Annotated in this window: 22 protein-coding genes; 18 read left to right on the top strand and 4 right to left on the bottom strand. The window is 40.9% G+C overall.

Annotated features, from left to right (window positions below):
- The 7 genes from Q4546_RS11870 (at position 1) to Q4546_RS11840 (ending at position 5,947) form a co-directional block, all read left to right on the top strand.
- Complete coding sequence (locus Q4546_RS11870; RefSeq protein WP_102435486.1) at positions 1–246, top strand: HypC/HybG/HupF family hydrogenase formation chaperone; 246 nt, start codon at positions 1–3, stop codon at positions 244–246.
- Positions 243–1,370: a hydrogenase formation protein HypD gene (hypD, locus tag Q4546_RS11865; RefSeq protein WP_303446322.1), complete on the top strand. Its 1,128-nt coding sequence runs from the start codon at positions 243–245 to the stop codon at positions 1,368–1,370. Before Q4546_RS11870 ends, hypD begins: the two co-directional genes overlap by 4 nt.
- Positions 1,357–2,370: a hydrogenase expression/formation protein HypE gene (gene hypE, locus Q4546_RS11860; RefSeq protein WP_102476754.1), complete on the top strand. Its 1,014-nt coding sequence runs from the start codon at positions 1,357–1,359 to the stop codon at positions 2,368–2,370. Before hypD ends, hypE begins: the two co-directional genes overlap by 14 nt.
- A complete protein-coding gene (locus Q4546_RS11855) occupies positions 2,370–2,717 on the top strand; it encodes a hydrogenase maturation nickel metallochaperone HypA (RefSeq protein ID WP_102435491.1) in 348 nt (115 codons plus the stop codon). The genes hypE and Q4546_RS11855 overlap by 1 nt, the downstream gene beginning before the upstream one ends.
- Positions 2,718–2,776: 59 nt before the next feature.
- The gene (locus Q4546_RS11850) at positions 2,777–2,941 is read left to right on the top strand and encodes a hypothetical protein (protein WP_198589276.1); all 165 of its coding nucleotides are present in this window, start codon (positions 2,777–2,779) and stop codon (positions 2,939–2,941) included.
- 434 nt (positions 2,942–3,375) lie between these two features.
- Complete coding sequence (locus Q4546_RS11845; protein WP_303446320.1) at positions 3,376–4,782, top strand: DUF1800 family protein; 1,407 nt, start codon at positions 3,376–3,378, stop codon at positions 4,780–4,782.
- A gap of 1 nt (position 4,783) precedes the next feature.
- Complete coding sequence (locus Q4546_RS11840; RefSeq protein WP_303446319.1) at positions 4,784–5,947, top strand: DUF1501 domain-containing protein; 1,164 nt, start codon at positions 4,784–4,786, stop codon at positions 5,945–5,947.
- Between the two features lie 91 nt (positions 5,948–6,038).
- On the opposite strand, the gene pgm is transcribed toward Q4546_RS11840, so the two are convergent.
- Positions 6,039–7,679, bottom strand: a complete 1,641-nt coding sequence (pgm, locus tag Q4546_RS11835) for a phosphoglucomutase (alpha-D-glucose-1,6-bisphosphate-dependent) (protein ID WP_303446318.1) — start codon at positions 7,677–7,679, stop codon at positions 6,039–6,041.
- A gap of 34 nt (positions 7,680–7,713) precedes the next feature.
- Positions 7,714–8,307, bottom strand: coding sequence for a replication initiation negative regulator SeqA (seqA, locus tag Q4546_RS11830; RefSeq protein WP_102435498.1), 594 nt, complete (start codon positions 8,305–8,307; stop codon positions 7,714–7,716).
- Between the two features lie 307 nt (positions 8,308–8,614).
- Between seqA and Q4546_RS11825 the strand changes: the two genes are divergently transcribed.
- The 7 genes from Q4546_RS11825 (at position 8,615) to Q4546_RS11795 (ending at position 14,036) form a co-directional block, all read left to right on the top strand.
- Entirely contained in the window at positions 8,615–9,379 is a 765-nt protein-coding gene (locus Q4546_RS11825) for an alpha/beta fold hydrolase (protein ID WP_102476750.1), read from the top strand.
- A 109-nt stretch (positions 9,380–9,488) separates the two neighbouring features.
- Complete coding sequence (locus Q4546_RS11820) at positions 9,489–9,710, top strand: DUF2788 domain-containing protein (protein ID WP_076540959.1); 222 nt, start codon at positions 9,489–9,491, stop codon at positions 9,708–9,710.
- Between the two features lie 8 nt (positions 9,711–9,718).
- Complete coding sequence (gene ybfE / locus Q4546_RS11815) at positions 9,719–9,991, top strand: LexA regulated protein (RefSeq protein ID WP_076540961.1); 273 nt, start codon at positions 9,719–9,721, stop codon at positions 9,989–9,991.
- Between the two features lie 49 nt (positions 9,992–10,040).
- Complete coding sequence (gene fldA / locus Q4546_RS11810) at positions 10,041–10,568, top strand: flavodoxin FldA (protein WP_076540963.1); 528 nt, start codon at positions 10,041–10,043, stop codon at positions 10,566–10,568.
- A gap of 121 nt (positions 10,569–10,689) precedes the next feature.
- Positions 10,690–11,883, top strand: coding sequence for an elongation factor P maturation arginine rhamnosyltransferase EarP (gene earP / locus Q4546_RS11805; protein ID WP_303446317.1), 1,194 nt, complete (start codon positions 10,690–10,692; stop codon positions 11,881–11,883).
- Between the two features lie 46 nt (positions 11,884–11,929).
- Complete coding sequence (efp, locus tag Q4546_RS11800; RefSeq protein WP_076540967.1) at positions 11,930–12,490, top strand: elongation factor P; 561 nt, start codon at positions 11,930–11,932, stop codon at positions 12,488–12,490.
- Positions 12,491–12,821: 331 nt separating this feature from the next.
- Positions 12,822–14,036, top strand: coding sequence for a pyridoxal phosphate-dependent aminotransferase (locus tag Q4546_RS11795; RefSeq protein ID WP_102476748.1), 1,215 nt, complete (start codon positions 12,822–12,824; stop codon positions 14,034–14,036).
- 163 nt (positions 14,037–14,199) lie between these two features.
- Here the strand turns inward: Q4546_RS11795 and cls are convergent, their stop codons facing one another.
- On the bottom strand, positions 14,200–15,651 hold the full coding sequence (cls, locus tag Q4546_RS11790) for a cardiolipin synthase (protein WP_102476747.1): 1,452 nt from the start codon (positions 15,649–15,651) through the stop codon (positions 14,200–14,202).
- Positions 15,652–15,803: 152 nt separating this feature from the next.
- Here cls and Q4546_RS11785 point away from each other — a divergent pair, with 152 nt between their 5' ends.
- Positions 15,804–16,616: an endonuclease/exonuclease/phosphatase family protein gene (locus Q4546_RS11785; RefSeq protein WP_303446316.1), complete on the top strand. Its 813-nt coding sequence runs from the start codon at positions 15,804–15,806 to the stop codon at positions 16,614–16,616.
- 14 nt (positions 16,617–16,630) lie between these two features.
- Here the strand turns inward: Q4546_RS11785 and Q4546_RS11780 are convergent, their stop codons facing one another.
- Positions 16,631–17,539, bottom strand: a complete 909-nt coding sequence (locus Q4546_RS11780) for a hypothetical protein (protein ID WP_303446315.1) — start codon at positions 17,537–17,539, stop codon at positions 16,631–16,633.
- Positions 17,540–17,748: 209 nt separating this feature from the next.
- On the opposite strand from Q4546_RS11780, the gene yfbR reads away from it, so the two are divergent.
- The 3 genes from yfbR (at position 17,749) to adhE (ending at position 22,819) form a co-directional block, all read left to right on the top strand.
- On the top strand, positions 17,749–18,357 hold the full coding sequence (gene yfbR, locus Q4546_RS11775; protein ID WP_303446314.1) for a 5'-deoxynucleotidase: 609 nt from the start codon (positions 17,749–17,751) through the stop codon (positions 18,355–18,357).
- A 93-nt stretch (positions 18,358–18,450) separates the two neighbouring features.
- Entirely contained in the window at positions 18,451–19,815 is a 1,365-nt protein-coding gene (locus Q4546_RS11770; RefSeq protein ID WP_102435644.1) for an anti-phage deoxyguanosine triphosphatase, read from the top strand.
- 391 nt (positions 19,816–20,206) lie between these two features.
- Entirely contained in the window at positions 20,207–22,819 is a 2,613-nt protein-coding gene (adhE, locus tag Q4546_RS11765) for a bifunctional acetaldehyde-CoA/alcohol dehydrogenase (RefSeq protein ID WP_102435513.1), read from the top strand.
- The last annotated feature ends 223 nt before the right edge of the window (positions 22,820–23,042 follow it).

The following is a 23,042-nucleotide window of genomic DNA, read 5'->3' as shown; positions in this document are numbered from 1 at the left end:
ATGTGCTTATCAGTGCCTTCTCAAATTACCGCTGTTCACGATGATACTAGTGTCACCGTCGATACCTTAGGGGTTAAACGCCGGGTCAGTAGTCACCTAATGACAGAGCCATTAAAGGTGGGCGAATTTGTGCTGATCCATATCGGATTTGTGATGAATAAAATCGATACAGAAGATGCCAAATTAAGTTTGGAACTCTATAAAGAGATTGTTGATAAACTTAATGATGAAGGAAATGATTTATGATCCTCACTGATCTATATCAACAGTTTCGCAATCCTGACACCATCAAAGCGTTAGCAGAAGAGATAAACTCACATGCTAGTCAGATAGATACTGATATTAACATAATGGAAGTATGCGGCGGTCATACCCACACCATAATGAAATATGGTTTAAAGCAATTGCTGCCTGTTAACATCAACTTTATTCATGGACCCGGCTGCCCTGTGTGTATTATGCCAAAAGAGCGCATCGACCATGCTGCTGCATTAGCACAGCTTGATGACGTTATATTATTGACCCTAGGCGATATGATCCGAGTGCCTGGTTCAAAAGGTAGCCTTGCTCAATTTCGTGCTAAAGGTTGTGATATTCGGCCTTTATACGACCCTATGGATGCGCTTAGTATCGCAAAAGACAATCCCGATAAAACCATTATCTTTTTTGCCATCGGCTTTGAAACATCAACCCCAATGACTGCCGTGTTAATTGACCAAGCTGAAAAACAGCAAATAAATAATCTGTTATTTCATATCAACCACGTACTAGTGCCACCAGCGATTGATGCCGTGATGGCCAACCCACAAGCTAAAGTAAATGCCTTTATAGGACCTGCCCATGTGAGCGTGATTAGCGGCGCTAAAATTTACCAAGCGGCTGTAGATAACTACAACACACCAGTGGTAGTAGCGGGATTTGAACCTGTGGATGTGATGGAATCGATTCTTAGAATTGTAAAACAAAAACAGCAAAATATTGCCAAGCTTGATAATCAATACAGCCGCGCGGTCAGTTACGAGGGTAATCAAGCAGCGCAGGCATTAATCGACCAATACTTAACCCTAAGAGCATCATTTAGGTGGCGTGGTTTAGGGCCGATTGCAAAATCAGCATTAACCTTAAAACCCCAGTATGCCCATCGCGACGCCGAAATTATATTCAAACAACAGCTACCCACTGTAGAAATTGATGACCACAAAGCCTGTCAATGCGGTGATATTTTGCGCGGTCTCGCCAATCCACAAGATTGCAAAGTCTTTGGCAGAGGCTGCTCTCCAGACAATCCATTGGGCAGTTGTATGGTCAGCTCAGAAGGTGCCTGCAATGCATATTATCGTTATACAGGAGTAACGAATGCCAGCGAATAAATATCAACACGTGCAGTTAAGCCATGGTGGTGGCGGTAAAGAGATGAACAGTTTAATTACTGATATGTTCTTTAAAGCTTTTTCAAATCCAATTTTGGAGTCTCAAGAAGATGCTGCGGATTTAAATTTAACTGGCCATTGTGCATTTACTACCGACTCTTTTACCGTTGAGCCTTTATTTTTTGCTGGTGGTGATATCGGCAAACTGGCCGTTGCTGGCACAGTCAACGATCTAGCCATGATGGCAGCGCAGCCAGAATATTTAAGCTGCAGTTTTATTATTGAAGAAGGCTTTGCCATTAAAGATCTGAATACCATAGTGCAAAGCATGGCCGCTGAATTACATAAATCTGGTGCACGTATTGTCTGTGGTGATACTAAAGTAGTGCCTAAAGGTTGCGCTGACGGCATATTTATCAATACCTCAGGTGTGGGCCGAATTTTAAAACCCGGTATTTCAGTTAAAAACCTGCAACAAGGTGACGCTATTATCGTATCCCGCGACATTGGAAGGCACGGAGCAGCCATTTTAATGGCACGTGATAGCTTATGTTTAGAGTCTGAACTCACCAGTGATTGCGCCACACTCTGGCCCATAGTCGAGCAACTCATTGCAGCGAATATCGAAATCCATGCCATGAGAGATGCCACTCGCGGCGGCCTGTCAGCGGTATTAAATGAATGGGCCAATGCATCTGCTGTTGGCATTGAAGTCGATGAAAAATTAATTCCAATATCGCCACAAGTCCAAGGCCTGTGTGAACTTTATGGTTTTGAAGCCTTTGATTTAGCAAATGAAGGCACCTTTATTATGGCCCTGCCACAGGAGAGAGCTGAGCAGGCTTTAACTATCATGAAACAATATTGCCACTGCGATCAAGCCTGCATTATCGGCAATGTGACTAATCAACACCTTGGCAAAGTAGTATTAACCACACCATGGGGCAGTAGCCGCTATTTAGATGTTCCCCAAGGTGAGCTATTACCAAGGATTTGCTAATGCACGAGTATTCAATTGTGATGTCATTATTGGAGCAAATTGAGCAATTAGCGGCCCAAAATCAAGCTAATGAAATCATCAGAGTACAGATTAAAGTTGGGGTGTTAAGTGGCGTCGAGCCACGTTTATTGGCCACGGCGTTTGAAACTTTCAAACTTGAAGGGATTTGCCACAACGCCATGCTGGATATGAATATACAGGCGCTAATCATTCACTGCCGCCAATGTGACACGCAATCAGAATTAACCGAACGTAATATTGTTTGCCCAAGATGTTTAAGTACCAATACTCAGGTAATAGATGGTGAGCAGATGATGTTAATGCAACTTGAAATGAATACCGATTAAAGCTCAATTTGTAATAACTTTTATTAACCAATTAAAAAAGAATTATTGAGGAACTAACAATGAAAACGAAACTAACCGCAATGCTAATGGCTGCATCCCCTACTCTTGCATTTGCCCACGAAGGTCATGGCGCAGTCAGTCTATTTCATCATCTGTATGAACTCGCACCTGCTATTGCATTAGTAGCCATTGTCGCCTTAGTTATTTACAACAAAACGCGATAACTTGCTTAGACAGCACTTATTTAAAACAGCACTTATTTTAACAAAAGTCGCTTAGTCAATATTAGTTAGCCAGATACAGCCGGCTTACTTTTAATGCTATCCCTTTGAGCCAGAGCTCCCCACTGCGCTCAATGGGTAGTTTTTTTGTATTTATCAGCAAGCCCCGCAAACATAACTAATTTGTCTGGCAATAATGCTAAGCTGCCTCACCTTCTATCTTGAAACAGTCGTGGTTAAAATAAATCCTCAGCAGTGCAAGCGTCTATCAAGCCAAAAATGATATTACCCTCTATTTTGTGTAGTTTATGTCATTCTTAAGGCTAATTTGTTCATAAAACCATCTAAAAAATCTAGTTCACGCTTATAAATCGGCTTTGTTTAGCTTAAGGTAATATTTCACCAAGACCACAAGTTAACTGATCCAAGGATGTACTATGTCAGCAGCTGCGATAATTGCCACTAACCGATTTGGACTTGGCGCGAGGCCAAACGAACTATCCCTAGCGACTAACGATCCAAAAGCCTACTTAGTTAAACAATTGGTGATCCCAGAGTTTGAAGCAACTGAATTCAACTCTGACGAAATAATCCGTCAAGTAAGCGAATTTTTAAGACAAGAGCAGCTAGCAAAAAAAAACCGTCAAACTGAAAATATGATGTCCATGCAAGGTCAATCTAATGCAAATAAAGCCAACAATAAAAAGAAATTTAACGGGCCAAAGCCACTGCCGCCACACAAACAAGCCTATTACCAGCTAACAGCCAGTGCATTTAATAGCGCAATCAATTCTCCAAACTCATTAAGCTGGCGTTTATTACATTTTTTTTCAAATCATTTTAGTGTCACAGTCAGTGGACGAGTGATGACAGCACTTGCCGCCACATTAGAGCGTGAAGCCATAGCGCCAAATTTATTAGGATCATTTGCAGACATGCTACTGGCAGTGACCAGTCATCCTGCCATGATACGTTATCTCAATAATGAAAAGTCGTTCGGTGCAAATTCCCCTCTTGGCAAGCGAGGCAAAGGGTTAAATGAAAATCTAGCTCGAGAAATCCTCGAACTACACACCCTTGGGGTTAATGGTGGTTACACTCAAGCTGATGTCATTGAGCTAGCAAACGGAATTAGCGGGTGGAGCATTGCCAACCCCAGAAAAGATAATGCCACAGGTTTTATCTATCGAGTCAATGGCCATGAGCCAGGACCTAGAACCCTACTTGGTAAACAATATCCTGCCGCACAAGACAATGCCTCTGGCGTTAAGCAGGGTCAAGTTATGCTAGCTGATATTGCCAAACAGCCACAAACTGCAACCCACCTGTGCTATAAAATAGTTAAATATTTTATAAGTGATAATCCTTCTGAAACACTGCAAACCAAGCTTGTTGAAACATGGAACAGCACCAATGGCAACATCAAACAAGTTATGCTGACCTTAATTAATGCAGACGAGTCATGGCAGCCTGAACAGCTGAAGTTTAAAACCCCCGTTGAACATGTCATCTCTAGTCACCGCGCAGTTAATAAGCCTGTCACTAACATGCAAAAATTACTTAAGCAGTTAGGTGAAATGGGTCAACAGCCTTTTAAAGCGGGCTCCCCTGAGGGATTTGGCGATCTAGAACCAGACTGGAACAGTGCTAATGCATTAATGACCAAAATCAACTGGACCACACAATTTGCTACCTCCCAACGAGATTCTGATACCGCTCAGGCAATTAATACCTTATATGGCAACTCATTATCTGAATTATCATTTAATACCATTACCCGTGCAGAAAGTCGTGAACAAGCTTTAGCGTTATTATTACTTAGCCCTGAGTTCTTAAGGAGATAACATGCAACGTCGTGAATTTATTAAAGGGATCAGTGCCAGTTTAGTGATGTTAAGCAGCGGCCTAGCGCCTAGCTCTGTGGCGAATGCAACATCCGCGTCCTCAGCTAAAACTAAAAAGAATATCGTCTGGGTCATACTTCGCGGCGCACTTGACCCATTGCATACCATAGTGCCACTAAAGGAGCCTAACTTTTCTCAATTAAGACCCACGCTAGCCGGTAATGTCGCCAATTCAAAACTCGTGTTAAACCCACAATTTAGTTTAAATCCAGTATTAACCAATATGCATCAGTGGTATCTCGACAAGCAACTGTTACCTATTGTGGCAGTATCGTCTGGTTACCCTGAGCGGTCACATTTTGCTGGACAAGACTTTTTAGAAAGCGGTGGAGAACTTAAAGAGCTTGAGTCTGGCTGGTTAGGACGAGCCATAAGTGCTTCACTAGATCATAAAAACAATAGCGCTATTGCCATATCAAACGCTATCCCTATCAGTTTACGCGGGAGTGATAGTGTCAATACTTGGTATCCCACTAAAGGAGAGCCCGCTGATGAAGATATTTATCAGCAGTTAGCCGTGCTTTATCAACAAGACAAAAAATTATCTCAAAACCTAATGGATGGGATCTCATTGAAAGAAATGGCCATGCTAGGTGGTGGCAATAAGAGTCGTAAATTTGTCGCCTTAGCTAAAGCCTGTGGTAATTTTTTAACCCAAAGTGATGAAATAGATTGCGCCATGTTAGAAATGGGCGGCTGGGATACCCATAGCAACCAACATAGTCGCCTTAACCGTCAATTGAGCCAATTAGATAAAGGCCTAGAAGCACTTAAAAGCGCTTTAGTTAATCAATGGCAAAATACTGTGATAATTGTTGCTACCGAGTTTGGCCGCACTGTAAAAGAAAATGGCACCTATGGTACGGATCATGGCACTGGTAGTGCTATGTTTATCGCAGGTGGCGCAGTAAAAGGCGGTAAAGTCTTAGGGCAATGGCCGGGACTTAAACCTGAGCAGTTATTTCAAAATCGAGACTTACAACCTACCAGTAATAGTTTTAGCTGGATATCGACTGTGATGCAGCAACATTGGCAATTAACAACTGAAGAGATAAATCACATACTGCCAAACAACACACCCTATGATGTACCTATCATTAGCTAAACCCGTAGCAATACAATCCCTAAAAAAATGCCTGACTTATTGCTAAGTCAGGCATTTATCATCTGAGGCTATTAACCCTTTGGTTTAAACTTTAGGCTTTTAACGCACTATCAATCATGACTTGTGCCTGACTGATAATTTCAGCTAAATGCGCCTCACTGACAAAGCTTTCAGCGTAAATTTTAAATAATGCTTCAGTGCCAGATGGACGCGCGGCAAACCAGCCATTTTCGGTGGTGACTTTAATGCCGCCAATTGCCGCATTGTTACCTGGCGCATGAGATAAAATAGCCGTAATGGTTTCACCTGCAAGGACTGTATCGGTAAAGCTATCTGACGATAAGGTCTCAAACTTGGCTTTTTTCTTCAGGCTTATAGGACTATCGATACGGGTATAGTAACTCTTACCAAACTGTTCAGTTAGCTCGACATAACGCTGGGCAGGCGTTTTACCTGTTACCGCTAAAATTTCAGCGGCTAACAAAGCCAGAATAAAACCATCTTTATCGGTACACCAAGTAGAACCATCTTTATTTAAAAAGGCAGCGCCGGCACTTTCTTCACCGCCAAACGCAATACTGCTGTTAGCAAGACCGTCAACAAACCATTTAAAGCCGACTGGTACTTCTAAACAATGTCGTTGATGTGATTGACAAATTCTGTCGATAATTGCACTTGATACTAAGGTTTTACCAATGGCTAAGTCTGCCGCCCAATCTTTGCGGTAAGTCAGCAAGTAATCTATAGCGACAGCAAGGTAATGATTTGGGTTCATTAATCCAAAACCTGGGCAAACAATACCGTGACGATCGTAATCTGGATCATTACCTACACACACATCAAAGTTTTCGCTATGTGCCAGTAATCCCGCCATGGCATAAGGTGATGAACAATCCATGCGGATTTTTCCATCTTTATCTAACGGCATAAAACCAAAACTTGGGTCGACTTTGTCATTGACTAAGGTAATGTCTAAACCATATTGCTCAGCAATGTGAGACCAATAGTAAATACCAGAGCCACCCAATGGATCGACACCAATTTTAATTTTAGCTTTTGCTATCGCTTCGAGATCAATAACCTTGCTTAATGCATTAACATAAGGTGCGATAAAATCAACTTCATTAATCCAGCCTGACTCTACAGCAGTACCGTAATTGACTTTTTTAACGCCATTTAATTGATTAGCTAAATATTCATTGGCAGCGGTTTCAATTTGTTTAGTGATCTCGCCTTCAGCAGGTCCACCATGGGGCGGATTATATTTAATACCACCATCTTGAGGCGGATTATGCGATGGTGTAATAATAAGACCGTCAGTGAGATCGCCGCCATTAACATTGGCACTCACAATAGTTTGTGAGACGACCGGTGTTGGGGTAAAACCCTCATCTTTTTGCACTCTTACAGCGACTTGATTCGCTGTGAGTACTTCAAGCACCGACATATAAGCTGCATACGATAGGGCGTGGGTGTCAAAACCTACAATCATAGGCCCGCTGATACCCGCTTGTTGACGATAATTAACCACAGCCTGAGTAATAGCCCAAATATGATTTTGGTTAAAACTGGCCTTAAGTGAACTGCCGCGATGACCTGATGTACCAAAGGTCACTTTTTGCTGCACATCTTCAACATTAGGGACGATTCGGTAATAGTGACTCATCAATTTGGGTAAATTAATCAAATCCTTTTGTATTGCTACAGTGCCTGCTCTGTCATGAATTGCCACGGTATACTCCCTATTTTAGAAATTTAAAATTGCCTTAGATTCTGTCTGAAATTGATTTTGCCAGCTCTTCATTACAGCCGAGTTGCAATAACACTTCTGATAAAATAGTGCGCTTTTTGGCGGTGTTGTTATTAGTGGTAACCCAATAACCGCTAGTACCAATTTCCTTCGGATTAGCAGACTGACTGGCTTTTAATAATTCCGCTTTTGAACGAGCAAAATATAAACGGCCCCGGCCTTGGATTTTTAATATTTGATCAAAAGTGGCTGGCGTCATTGCAGAAAGTGACTCTAACAAAAACATAAAGCGCCCTACTGCGCCTTTTTGCTGAGATAACATATGTTCATGTACAACAGTGTTGAAATCGACCTCAGTGTTTACTTCTTCAATTACGGCAGGTTCAACGACTTCTGGTGTGATAACCTCAGCCTTTACTTTAGCAACGCTTGTAGCATGGGCGGTTTCTAAGCTAGGTTGGCTTATCGCTAAAGGCTCTACAGGTTCAACTGATTCAATAGAAAGATCCAACAAACGGCGTAAAATATCAGATGCACTTTCACCAATGCGTTCTGTTTTACTTGCAATATAACGATAGAGTTCTTCGTCTATCTCAATATATTTACTCATTAATGCTTCCTTTGGTCTTAATCTATAGTCAAAAACGTCAAGCCACTTACGACATTAAATAATGACCAGTGGCATTACCGATCGATTTAGATCGATCTTTATATAATGACAGTCTACCCATCTCACGCCGATGGTAAAGAGTAAAAACAGCTAAACATCTCAAAATTAGTCAATTTCACATCATCAATGGCACTGATGGATGCTTTAATGAACATATAACAACTGACTAATTCATTTCAGTTCTTGATCATCATCCCCTTTTACAGGCAAAATCACGCCTTCGTTGACAATCAAAATGGACATTTCAATGCATTACGTTTCATCAGGTACTGGCCCTACAGTGGTTTTAATTCATGGCTTATTTGGTAATTTGGACAACCTGAAAAACCTCGCAAATGCACTGGAAGCAAACCATCAGGTTATTCGTGTCGACTTACCTAACCATGGTTTAAGTGAACATTGGCAATATTTGGACTACCCACTCCTTGCCGAAGCTTGCGTAGAGTTGCTAAACAGCTTGAATTTAACCGAAGCACATTTTGTTGGCCATTCGATGGGCGGTAAAGTCGCCATGGCTTTAGCGTTATTACATCCCGAAAAAGTCACTAGTTTAGTCGTAGCAGATATCGCCCCTGTGGCTTATGAACCACGTCATCAAACCGTATTTGCAGGGTTAACATCCTTAACTCTAGATCAATCCACCAACAGAAAATCAGCATTAGAGCATTTAATCAGCGCTGATATTGATTTAGGTACCGCGCAGTTTTTGCTTAAAAACCTGCAGCGAACCGACAATGGCTTTGAGTGGAAAATGAATCTTGACGGTTTAATCGAGAATTATCCGCAAATCATTGCTTGGGATATCACCGACAAACAATACGATAAGGCCTGTTTCTTTATCCGTGGTGGTGACTCTCAATACGTGCTTGCAGAGCACACCAATGCCATCATGACGCAGTTCCCTCGTGTCAGTGCCAAAACCATCAATGGTACAGGTCATTGGTTACATGCCCAAAAACCTGAAATATTTAATCGATTAGTTGCTGAGTTTATCGATAGCAATAGCCAATAATTAACTTGTAAATTTTCATTAATAGAAGCCAACAAATATGGCTCATAGTATATCTATGTGATATATTCCCGCCCTCTTTTAGCCTTAAAGCATTACTAAAGGAAAAAACATGTTGAATCAGTATATGGATCAAATTGAGACATTAGGTCTAAACTTGTTTTTTGCTTTAATATTTTTCTTTATTGGTATGGCTATTCACGATGTCCTTAAGCAAGGCCAAGTGCCCAAATTTGGACGTTACATCGTATGGTTAGTATTATTCCTTGGCTGTGCCGGGTTTGTAGCAAAAGGTATTATTCAGATCACCTGGGAAGGTTCAGGGATCGGTTAAACAGAACGATGGCAAAAGAAACAACAGATAGAACCACCATTGACCTGTTTGCTTCAGAGAAGCGTCGTGGACGTCCTAGAAGCAACCCCTTAAGTCGGGAACAACAGTTAAAGGTCAATAAGCGCAATCAAATACAACGTGATCGCGCTAACGGATTAAAACGAATAGAGTTAAAGGTGTCACAAGTTTTATATGACGCCTTGAACGAACAAGCATTGGCCAGTAACATCAGCCGTAGCCAGTTAATCGAATTAATCTTGCAACAACAAATCGACAACTGAACCGTTTTTTTAAATTCGCAAAGCGAACATGATATTTAAAGGATAGACAATGGCAACTGTAGGTCTTTTTTTCGGTAGTGACACTGGTAATACCGAGGCTGTAGCCAAAATGATCCAGAAGAAGTTGGGTAAAAAAATGGTCGATGTCAAAGACATCGCCAAAAGCACCAAAGAGCAAATCGCTGAGTTCGATTTGATCTTATTTGGTATTCCAACATGGTATTACGGTGAAGCTCAATGCGATTGGGATGACTTTTTCCCAGAGCTAGAACAAGTTGACTTCACTGATAAGTTAGTCGCAATTTTTGGCTGTGGCGATCAAGAAGATTACGCTGAGTACTTCCTTGACGCTATGGGCATGGTTGGTGATATCGTATCTGAGCGTGGCGGGATCATTATTGGTCATTGGCCAACAGAAGGTTACGACTTTGAAGCATCAAAAGGTTTAGTTGACGACAAACACTTTATTGGTTTAGGTATTGATGAAGATCGTCAACCTGAACTGACTGAAGAGCGTGTTGACGCTTGGGTTAAGCAAATTTATGAAGAAATGTGCTTAGCTGAATTAGAAGACTAATATTGAGTCTCTAACTTTGTTTTTACTGTTAAGTAAAAACAGTTTAAAAAGCGGCCATAGCCGCTTTTTTTAGCGCTGACATTTAGCGCCAAATAGCTAGCTGCTGTGTTGAGAGAAAAAAGTGAACAAATCAAGCAATCAACATTGGGATATATTCTGCGCTGTTGTTGATAACTACGGCGACATCGGTGTCACCTGGCGTTTAGCCAAACAATTGCACGCAGAATACGGTATTGAAATCAATTTATGGGTCGATGACTTACACAGTTTTTCGCATATTTTGCCGCAATTAAACCCAGCTATAGCCCAGCAATACTTTTGCGGTGTTAATATTTTTCAATGGAACAACCCATTAGATATAGAGTACAAAGCTGGAAGCGTATTGATTGAAGCTTTTGCTTGTGAATTACCTTCACAAGTTAAAAGCAGTATTGAAGAACTCCATAATCATAATAAACACCACACTTCAACCTCATCACATACTCCACCGCTATGGATAAACCTTGAATACCTTTGCGCTGAAGATTGGGTCGACGGCTGTCACGGTTTACCTTCAATGCAACAAAGTGGCCTTAAAAAGTATTTTTATTTTCCTGGGTTTACTGCAAAAAGTGGCGGATTGATTTGCGAGCAAGACTTATTTAGTCAACGTAATGCTTGGCAAGCTGATAGCAGTAATAAACTGTCATTGTTTCGCCAATTAGGTTTATCTGGCATTAACGCTGAAGATGACGTCGTATCAGTATTTAGTTATGAGTCACAAGCCCTAGCAAGTTTGGTCAAGCTTTGGCGTCAATCAAGCCAAACCATGCATGCGTTAATTCCCGTGGGCAAAAGCTTAACCAGCATCATTGATTTATTGCCAGTGACCATAGAAAACATTAAACCAGGTCAGCAATATCAGCTGGAAAATCTGATTATTCACATTCTGCCTATGACAGATCAAAGCGGCTTTGATCGACTGCTTTGGAGCTGTGATATCAACATTGTTCGCGGAGAAGACTCTTTTTTGCGCGCTCAGTGGGCAGCTAGGCCGTTTATTTGGCATATTTACCCACAAGATGAAGATTATCACCTAGTAAAACTGCAGGCTTTTGTTAATATCTATACCCACAAACTTGATGATAGATTTGCAAATATCTTCTCGGAAGTAAATTTTGCATTCAATCAGCAACGTGCCGATATCTCAGATTATTGGCAACAACTTATTTCAGTGCAATTGCCTATGCAGCGTCATGCTACAGATTGGGCAGTTGATGCTAAAAATGATGCAGATCTTGCTACACGTCTGGTTCAATTTATTAAAACCAGCTAAGATACTGCGCAATTAAAATTAATACCTAAAATATAGGAATAAAGTAATGAAAACTGCTCATGAACTCCGTCCTGGTAACGTGATCATGTTAGATGGCAGCCCATGGGTTGTTCAGAAAACTGAAACAACTCGCTCTGGTCGTAACGCTGCAATCGTTAAAATCAAATTAAAGAACGTTCTACAAGACTCTACCACTGAAACCACCTTTAAAGGTGATGACAAAATGGAAGATATCATCCTAGAACGTTTAGCATGTACTTATTCTTACTACGCAGATCCTATGTATGTATTTATGGATGCTGAGTACAACCAATATGACGTTGAAGCTGACAACTTAGGTGATGCTTCTGCTTATATCGTTGACGGTATGGAAGAAGAATGTTCAGTCACTTTCTACGAAGGTAAAGCGATTTCTGTTGAATTACCGACTAGCATCGTTCGTGAAGTAACTTACACTGAACCTGCTGCTCGTGGTGATACTTCAGGTAAAGTAATGAAGCCAGCAACCATTACTGGTGGTGGTACTGTTACGGTAGCTGAATTCGTTAAAATCGGTGATAAAATCGAAATTGATACTCGTACTAACGAGTTCAAAAAACGCGTTTAATTATCGCTATCATTAGGGAGGCCCTTAACGGAACCACCCTAAAAGTCTAAAAGCCAGCAATTGCTGGCTTTTTTGTTTTTTGTATTTATTTTATGCACTTAGTTAGCTTATCTTTAATAAGAGAGTTGCACTCAAAAACACCAGTAATTCAGTGTTTCATCTTACTCATGCTCACCAATTTAGTCATTTAACCTAACCGAGTGTCGATAATATAAGCCGCACAGTACAATCTGCTAATAAACTCAATAAAATATTCAATTAATCCTTTTCTCACTGCCATTAATTCGTTATTGTTCGGATACTTATGTCGTATTAGTAACTTGAGGCAAGTATGCGCCCTATTATCAAATCCAATAAACTCGATAGTGTTTGCTATGATATTCGAGGACCTGTTCATAAAGAGGCACGCCGCCTAGAAGATGAAGGTCATAGAATATTAAAACTTAATATCGGCAACCCTGCCCCTTTTGGATTTGAAGCCCCTGAAGAAATTGTCCGTGACGTCATTTTAAACTTACCAAGCGCTCAAGGTTATTGTGAATCAAAAGGGCTATTTTCAGCCCGTAAAGCCATTGTGCAGCATTATCAAGCTCAAGGGATCTTTGGTATTGATATCGAAGATGTCTATATCGGTAACGGTGCATCTGAGCTTATCTGTATGGCATTACAAGGTCTACTTAATACCGATGATGAAGTACTGATCCCCTCACCTGATTATCCGCTATGGACCGCTGCTGCCAACCTTGCTGGCGGTAAAGCGGTGCATTATCGCTGCGATGAAGAGTCAGACTGGTTTCCGGATATTGACGATATTAAAAGTAAAATCACCCCGCGTACCCGCGGCATTGTGATCATCAACCCCAATAACCCTACAGGTGCGGTATACAGTCGTGAGTTATTGTTAGAGGTGGTTGAACTGTGCCGTCAACATGACATCATTTTATTCGCCGACGAAATCTACGATAAAATTCTTTATGATGAAGCTGTGCATGTACATGCAGCTTCGCTTTCAGATGATATTTTGACAGTGACGTTTAATGGCTTATCTAAAGCTTACCGCGCTGCAGGTTTTCGCGTTGGCTGGATGGTTCTCAGTGGCAATTTAAAAGCCGCCAAAAATTATATTGAAGGTTTAGACATGTTGGCCTCAATGCGCTTGTGTTCAAACGTACCTAATCAACATGCGATACAAACTGCTTTAGGTGGCTATCAAAGTATTAACGAACTAATACTGCCAAATGGCCGTTTAACCGCCCAAAGAGACGTCTGTTATGACGTGCTTAATTCAATACCCGGTGTTAGCGTTAAAAAACCTAAGGGAGCTTTATATGCCTTCCCTAAGCTGGACTTAAAGAAATTTAATCTTAGAGACGATGAAAGACTGGTACTGGATTTATTAAAATCTGAAAAAATGCTTTTAGTCCAAGGTACCGCCTTTAACTGGCCAGAGCCAGATCATCTGCGAGTGGTATTTTTACCCCACAAAGAAGACTTAACTAAGGCGCTCACAGATTTTGGCAACTTTTTAGAGAACTACTCACAGTAATCAAATTACTGCCGTATTTATCAGTAATAGTCATAACAAACACAGCCACTATAGTTTTTATCGTGGCTGTTTTTATATGCTCATGACAAGGCGCTATCGATTACGCGAAACTCTATAGCAACCAGCTAAAGTAAACGGCTAAAGTGAACGGCTAAGTGAAAAGCTATAGTAAAGGGCTAAACAAATAAAAAACTTGTTCAATCACCCTTTTGTACCAAGGGCGTTTATTCCACTGTGCTAAAGTAAGTTGCTCAGAATCATCAATATAGCTTTGCTGTAACTGCTGTAATTTATAAGCAAACTTAACATCGTCAACCGCTAAAGTGAGTTCAAAATTTAGCCACAAGCTACGCATATCCATATTTACCGTACCAATCAAACAATGTTCATCATCAATCAACACCGACTTAGTGTGCAGCAAACCACCGTTAAACTGATGAACTTTTATGCCAGCATTTAACAGTTCAGTGAAAAACGAACTACTGGCCCATTTGACCATAGTGGAATCGTTGCGCCTTGGGATAATAATATTAACATCAACTCCCCGTAACGCTGCGGTGACTAAGGCCACTAACAAGTATTCACTGGGTACAAAGTAAGGTGTGGTAATAACAATGCGTGTACGGGCTTGATATAAACTTTGTAATAATACTTGATGAATAACATCTTCCGGCATCCCTGGGCCCGATGGAATAACTTGAACTAATGACGATGTATGAGTCGACTCTGCCGCTGGCGGCTGCTCAGGTAAAAAGCGCTCATTGGTTTCAACTTCCCAGTCCCAGCTGCTTACGGTATTAATCACTGGTACAACAGGTCCGGTGATCCGCACCATCATATCAATCCACTCTCCCACCTCGCTGGACTGCTTAAAATATTTAGGATCAACTAAGTTCATTGAGCCGGTATAGCCCACGGTATTGTCTATGACAACAATTTTACGATGCAAACGCAGATCCATGCGCCTAAACAGCATACGCAGTGGACTAACAATCAATGCCGGCACCACTTTAATTCCTGCATCTGTCATTAACTTTGGCCATGATGATTTGAAAAACTGGCGACTGCCGGCTGCATCCAATAGTAATTTAATGGCGACATTACGCTGGCTAGCGGCAATCAATGCATTAGCCACTTCATCTGCAAGACCACCGGGATGCCAAATATAAAACTCCATATGAATACAATTTTTAGCCTTATTTATATCGCTAATTATTGAGTTTAAAATGTCATCGGTAGTATGTTTTAACACCATTTCATTGGCAGTAAGAGATGGGATCCTTAATTGGGTGTCACACAAATGACTAATAGGAATAGCATAATGACTTTGGCTTTCGGGTTTATGGGCATTATGCTCATATAACGCTTTAAACCACTCGGCATAGGGTTTATACATGGCTTTTGAACGATTTGAGCGGGTTTTACCCAAATGCAATTCACCAAATAATAAGTAGGCAAACACCCCAACAAAAGGCAAAAAGTAAATAATCAACAACCAAGAAAATGACACGCCGATACTTCGACGTTTGATAACGATTCGAATTGCCACCACACCTAAAATAAGCCAATAAAGCACCACACCAACAATGGCAATAATTTGGGTCAATTGATCCATAGTTTTTACAGTATTCCTAGGTGTATTGAAAAGTTAATAGTAAAGTTGATTGTACTCTTTAAACAAGCAAGCATATAGCAAAGCTAATCATTCAGCTGTCATACATCTATCTCGAGGTAACATTGAACCTTAAAAAATTAAAATATTGGATCATGATCGGGCTATTGTTAAGTGGCGGTTTGTATTTATTTGTAGTGACGAAATTCAATGGCGAAGCCGAGGTTATGATGAGTGAACTACAACCCATGTTTGTGTCTCAATGTTTATCCCAAACAGTCAGCAAGCCCCTTGATCAACAAGGACGCTTACGTATTGCTGTTTGGAACATTTATAAACAACAAAAGAGAAACTGGCAAACTGAATTACAGCAAATCACTCAAGGCTCAGATTTGTTACTTCTGCAAGAAGCCAAACTTAATCGTCGTTTCTCAAAGTACTTAGCCGATACCCAGCACCATGTGGTAATGGCCAAAGGGTTTAACCTGCTTAACGTACCAATGGGGGTTATGAATATTTCATCTCAACCAGCTAGTGAAGCCTGTGCCTATCAAACTGCAGAACCGTTAATCCGATTCGCCAAATCGACTCTTGTGGCCGCCTACCCATTATCTAATGGCCAGCAATTACTGGTGGTCAATTTACACGGCGTTAATTTTGACTGGCGACTAAATAGTTACGAATCACAACTGAAAAAAGTGCTAAAAAAAGTCGCCATACATCAGGGGCCGGTTATTTTAGCAGGAGACTTAAATACCTGGCGAGAAGGTAGAATGAGTATCGTAAGGCAACTCACTCATGGCCTGAGCCTAACAGAAGCTAAATACAAAGCAGATTTTCGTAAACGGGTGTTTGGCTTACCACTTGATCATTTATTTTATCGCGGTTTAACCTTAATAAATGCAGACTCTAACGAAACCTCAGCCTCAGATCATAATCCGATCCAAACAGAGTTTATCCTGCAATAACACCCTGAGCAAAATTAAACCACTTTAAAACTAATCAATTTGGCTTCTTCAGCAAAAAAGCGATAAAAATCCTCTTGCTGATCTTGCTTGCCAACAAACGCCACTAAAGCTTTTTTATTGGTACCTTTTACTAGCTCAAGTATCTGACTCAAGCGTTTTACAAAATTTGTTTTTGTAGCTTCAGGCCATGCACTGGTTTGAATTTTGACAACATAGGGTCTGAGGTTTTTATTCTTATTATCCACTTTTTGCCACCAGCCAGCGGATAACTTAATCATAATATAGTCAGCTTCAACTTGTGGTTTATCCCATGCTAAGGTGCTGTAAAACACCTTGGTATCATTATTGTCAGTTTGAAAACGAAACTTTTGCTTGCCTACTGGGTTAATGATTTTTGTGAAAATCTGCCCATATTGGTTTCCCTCAACCCCTTCAAATGAAAGCGCCCTGTCACGATCGTAAGGAAAGTCAAAATACTGATCGACTATGCTTTGAAAAGAGCTGGTCAGATAATTCGCTTTACGCTTACTGCTTACAGTTTTCGCGGCCTTCGACCTTGTTAATTGATTAACATCATCAGCGGCAATCTCGGTAGTACTCACCGCTTTAACTGACTTTGCGGCGGTTAAAGTAAACCGATTTGGATAGGCTAACGGAAAGCCTTCATCACTGCTCAGCCGTGATGTTTTGCCTTGCTGCTTAATTTTACTGCTGGCTTTAGCGTAACAATGCTGCTCATGTTCAACGTTTTTTGAGGTTTTAAAATAAGGTCTACGTAAGTTAACCGCTTTTTTGTAAGAGCAAGGTATAAGCGCCACAGCGCATTCATCGCACACAAAATTAAGTGATTTTACATTGTCGAGTATATAAAGCTCTTCGTTGGTGACTAATCTATCTAATTGCAAACAGCGAGCATCATCCATATTTAATCTCATTTAACTTAACATTTTCTTTCATAATCAAGCTTATCCGTTGTTATGCTAACGTAAATTTTAGTTAATTGTTAATATAAAATACAGTTGTATGGCGCAGTGTAGTTGATTACAGTAGACAGATAGCTTTTTAGCCATAATCCGTATTCATTAGCGACACGGATCTGCTATTCGCCTTAATCCTATTACCGAGGCAGATTATGAAACCAAGCACTTTTATGGCATGGATCACCCGTATGCCATTGTTAGAACGTTGGGCTTTGATGCATTGTTTTCAAAAAGAAAACGTATCAGAGCATTGTCATCAAGTCGCTGTGATTGCGCACTTATTGGTGGTCATTAAAAATAAACGCTTTGGCGGTAAGCTAAATCCAGAAAAAGCGGCTACCATCGCCCTTTACCATGAAGTATCAGAAACCAAGCTCCAAGATATCAACTCCAACACCAAATATCACAGTCCTGAATTTACCAAAGCCTTTAAAAAGCTTGAAGATCTGGCAGAAAAAGAATGCTTAGCCTCGTTACCAGAAGATCTGCGTGAAGAAATGGAGCCACTATTAGTTCAAACCCAAGTCGACCCAGAATACAAAGCTATCGTCAAAGCCGCAGATATTTTACAAGCCTATGTGAAAACCATGAATGAGCTACGCTTTAACAATGACGAGTTTCAACATGTAAAAGTTAACTTGGATAAAAAGCTTAAGCAAATGGAACAAGATTTACCTGAAGTAAAATGTTTTATCGAAATTTTCCTCGATAGCTGCACTTCCACATTAGATAAATTGACTGAAAACGAATTAACTAACTGATGCTCACACAGTAAAGGATGATCAATGTCAGACAATGAAATACACAGTAGTGATGTCACTGAAAATGAATTAGCTGCCATCAATGACAAACAAATGAACGCTGATATTGAGGGCAGCACTAAGATAAATCCATGGCATGAACGCCGCCTAGGTGAAGATAAATTACGCCGTAATGATCACCGCAGTCCATTTCAGCGTGACAGAGCAAGAATACTGCACTCAGCCGCCTTTCGTCGCCTACAAGCTAAAACTCAGGTACACGGCATTGGCATGAACGATTTTTTTCGCACTCGTTTAACCCATTCATTAGAAGTATCACAAATAGGCACAGGCATCGCTGCCCAGCTTAAACGTAAATTCCCTGACATTGAGCAACTATTAGATTCAATGAGCTTAATAGAGTCACTATGCTTAGCCCATGATATCGGTCATCCGCCATTTGGTCACGGCGGTGAAGTGGCCTTGAACTATATGATGCGCCATCACGGCGGATTTGAAGGCAACGGTCAAACTTTTAGAATTTTAGCCAGACTTGAACCCTACACCGAATACTGGGGCATGAATCTAACCAGGCGAACCTTACTTGGAGTGTTAAAGTATCCCGCTTTATATAGCCAGTTACATGTCGATTTAGGTCACCCAGAAATAACCAGCCACAGACAATTAAGACCTTCACAGTGGCCATCGGTAAAAGGCCTTTTTAACGATGACAAAGATATCTTCGATTGGGTGCTTTCAGGTTTGAGTGTAAATGATAGAAACCGCTTTATCAGCATTAAAAACAGCACTAATCAACACTATCCTCACCACAGAACCCAGTATAAATCTTTTGATTGCTCCATCATGGAACTGGCGGATGATATCGCTTATGCAGTCCATGATTTAGAAGATGCTATTGTCATGGGCATAGTCACGCCTTTGCAATGGCAGCAGGATGTCGCTGACAAATTAAGCCAAAGTAATGACCCATGGCTTAGTCACGAATTTACCCATATCGCAGATAAATTATTTTCCCATCAACATCACTTACGTAAAGATGCCATAGGTACCTTAGTGAATGGTTTTGTCACTGCCATTAATATCGAGCAAGACGACAAATTTGATGAACCTTTATTAAAATACAATGCCAGCCTAGAGCCTGACTTTGCCATCGCATTGCATACTTTAAAACAATTTGTCTATAAGTACGTTATCCGTAAACCTGAAATGCAAATGCTCGAATACAAAGGCCAACAAATTGTCATGGAATTATTTGAAGCCTTTGAGTCTGATCCACAACGTTTGCTGCCATTAAACACTCAAGAACGTTGGTTACATGCCAAGGAGAATAACCTTAATCCAATGCGAATTATTGCAGATTATATTTCTGGAATGACCGATGAATTTGCCGGTAAGTTGCATCAGCAATTATTTGGCCCCAAGTCTTCTGGCATTTTTGAGATTAGCTTAGAAAGATAACCTTACTTACCTATCAAGATGAGACCCCTGTGTTAGTGGCTTTGATGAGCGTTAAGCATCTAAAGTCACTAACACTGTAATAAAACTTCAATTTACTTCCAGCCAAAGCACACTCAGTTAGCTTAAATTTTTATGCTATTAATTCAAAGGTAAAACACTCTTAGTGAATTAACCGCCAGCTTTGCTGGCATGATAATAATCACTTAACTCAGCCTTTTTGTGTAATTAAATTACCATTCGTAGTGATTTGTGCTGTGGATCACGACATATATACCGCTAAAGGAGTAATTTTATCACGTAGACGCTAATAATTTGCCAAGGTCACAGCTATAACAGCTGCTAAGAGTTGTTAACTAAAACGCTTTAGTTAACAATTTTTGAGGACGTAATGATGACTGTCAACAACACCGAACAACTTGAGCTACTGGTAGAGCGAGTCGCTAAAGCGCAGAAAGAATATGCTAATTTCAGCCAAGAACAAGTCGACAATATATTCAGAGCAGCAGCGCTTGCCGCCACTGATTCTCGTATTAAACTTGCTAAAATGGCAGCAACAGAAACCAACATGGGTTTATTAGAAGACAAAGTCATTAAAAATCACTTTGCATCTGAATATATATACAACAAATATAAAGATGATAAAACCTGCGGTATCATCGCTGAAGACATCACTTTTGGCACCATCACCATTGCCGAACCTGTAGGGATAATTTGCGGCATAGTGCCCACAACTAACCCTACCTCAACTGCCATTTTCAAAGCGCTGATTAGCCTTAAAACCCGTAACGGTATTATATTCTCGCCACATCCAAGAGCCAAGCAATCCACCACGACTGCAGCACGTATTGTTTTAGATGCCGCCGTTGCCGCTGGTGCCCCCAAAGACATTATCGGCTGGATTGACGAACCTTCAGTGGCGCTGTCTAACCAACTTATGACACACGATAGCATCAACCTTATCCTCGCAACTGGCGGCCCCGGTATGGTTAAAGCTGCATACTCATCGGGTAAACCTGCCATTGGGGTTGGTGCGGGTAATACCCCAATCGTGATTGATGAAACCGCTGATATAAAACGCGCAGTAAGCTCAATCCTTATGTCAAAAACCTTCGATTACGGCGTCGTGTGCGCCTCAGAGCAAGCCATCATCGTGGTAGACAGTATTTATGAGCAAGTTAAACAACGCTTTGAAACTCATGGCGGTTACCTGTTATCCGATTCAGAGACCGCTGCCATGCAAGAGGTTATTCTTAAAAATGGTGGGTTAAATGCTGACATCGTTGGTCAAAGTGCCCCAACCATTGCCAACATGGCAGGAATTACTGTCCCAAGCTGGACTAAGGTATTAATTGGTGAGGTGACGGATATCAATGAAGCTGAAGCCTTTGCCCATGAAAAGTTATCACCACTTTTAGGTATGTACCGCGCCACTGATTTTAATGATGCCATGGACAAAGCTGAAGCATTAGTGACATTAGGCGGCATTGGTCATACCTCAGGGTTATACACTGACCAAGATGGCCAAGTAGAAAGAGTTAAAGCCTTTGGTTTTAGGATGAAAACTGCGCGGATATTAATAAACACTCCAGCATCACAAGGAGGTATTGGCGATTTATATAACTTTAAATTAGCGCCATCACTGACTTTGGGCTGTGGTTCATGGGGCGGTAACTCAATATCTGAAAACGTTGGCCCAAGCCATTTAATTAATAAGAAAACTGTCGCTAAAAGGGCTGAAAATATGTTGTGGCACAAACTACCCTCTTCAATTTATTTCCGCCGAGGCAGTTTACCCATTGCATTAGAAGAGCTATCAACTAAAAAACGCGCCTTAATTGTCACTGACAAGTTTCTGTTTAATAACGGCTATTGCGATGAAACCATTAAAATCTTAAAAGCTCAGGGGCTTGAAACAGAAGTATTCTATGACGTTGAAGCGGATCCTACTTTAGCCATTGTGAAACAAGGCGCTAAAGTTGCTCAAAGTTTCCAACCTGATGTCATCATAGCATTAGGTGGTGGTTCGCCTATGGATGCGGCTAAAATAATTTGGGTATTGTATGAACATCCTGACGTTGATTTTGCTGACTTAGCTTTGCGTTTTATGGATATTCGCAAACGTATTTATAAGTTCCCCAAATTAGGGGTTAAAGCGCAAATGGTGGCAATACCGACCACCTCTGGCACAGGCTCAGAAGTGACCCCGTTTGCCGTGGTAACCGATGAAGTGAGCGGCATGAAATACCCTATTGCTGATTATCAACTCACTCCTAACATGGCAATTGTCGACCCCAATTTAGTAATGGATATGCCAAAGTCATTAACCGCTTTTGGTGGCATTGACGCTGTAACTCACGCATTAGAAGCTTATGTTAGCGTGATGGCAAATGAATTTAGTGACGGTCAGGCCTTACAAGCACTGGAATTATTATGTGAGCATTTACCGGCAGCTTATGAACTGGGCGCTAAAGCCCCCATAGCCAGAGAAAAAGTCCATAACGGCGCCACTATCGCAGGTATTGCCTTTGCTAATGCTTTTTTAGGCATTTGCCACTCAATGGCCCATAAGCTCGGTGCTGAGTTTCATTTAGCCCATGGGTTAGCAAACGCATTGTTAATCAGTAATGTTATTCGCTTTAACGCCACCGATATGCCGACCAAGCAAGCTTCTTTTAGTCAGTACGACCGCCCAAAAGCCTTATGTCGTTATGCAAAGATAGCTGAAACCCTAAAGCTTGAAGGTATTGACTCAAACACCACTGATAAAGACAAGGTAGCATTGCTAATAAGTAAAATAGAACAGTTAAAAACCGCAGTCGGTATTCCGACATCTATCAAGGAAGCTGGTGTTAATGAAGCCGATTTCTTAGCCAAATTGGATGAATTAGCCGAGCACGCTTTTGATGATCAATGTACTGGCGCCAATCCGCGCTTCCCGCTTATTAGTGAGTTAAAGCAGATATTATTAGATAGCTTTTATGGTAAGCCATATCAAGATAACTAATGGCTATGTTCTAGTTGCTACTTTTCGGCACTGGCTCTGGTACAAGTCTACACAAGCTAGAGTTATAAAAGAACTGGCTTGAACAGTAGCGATTAATTAACCGCTGATACAATATTGATTATCATCAAATGTATCAGCGGTATTTTTGAGACTGTAACTAATTTTGTGTAACTGCTTATTAACACGTACTCTATAGAGAGTCAAGGATAGGCAGATACTCATG

It is taken from the genome of Shewanella sp. 4_MG-2023 (genome assembly GCF_030548015.1).
GTDB lineage: Bacteria > Pseudomonadota > Gammaproteobacteria > Enterobacterales > Shewanellaceae > Shewanella.
Note: the sequence above shows the minus strand (reverse complement) of the source record. Positions and strands in the feature narration are given on the sequence as shown.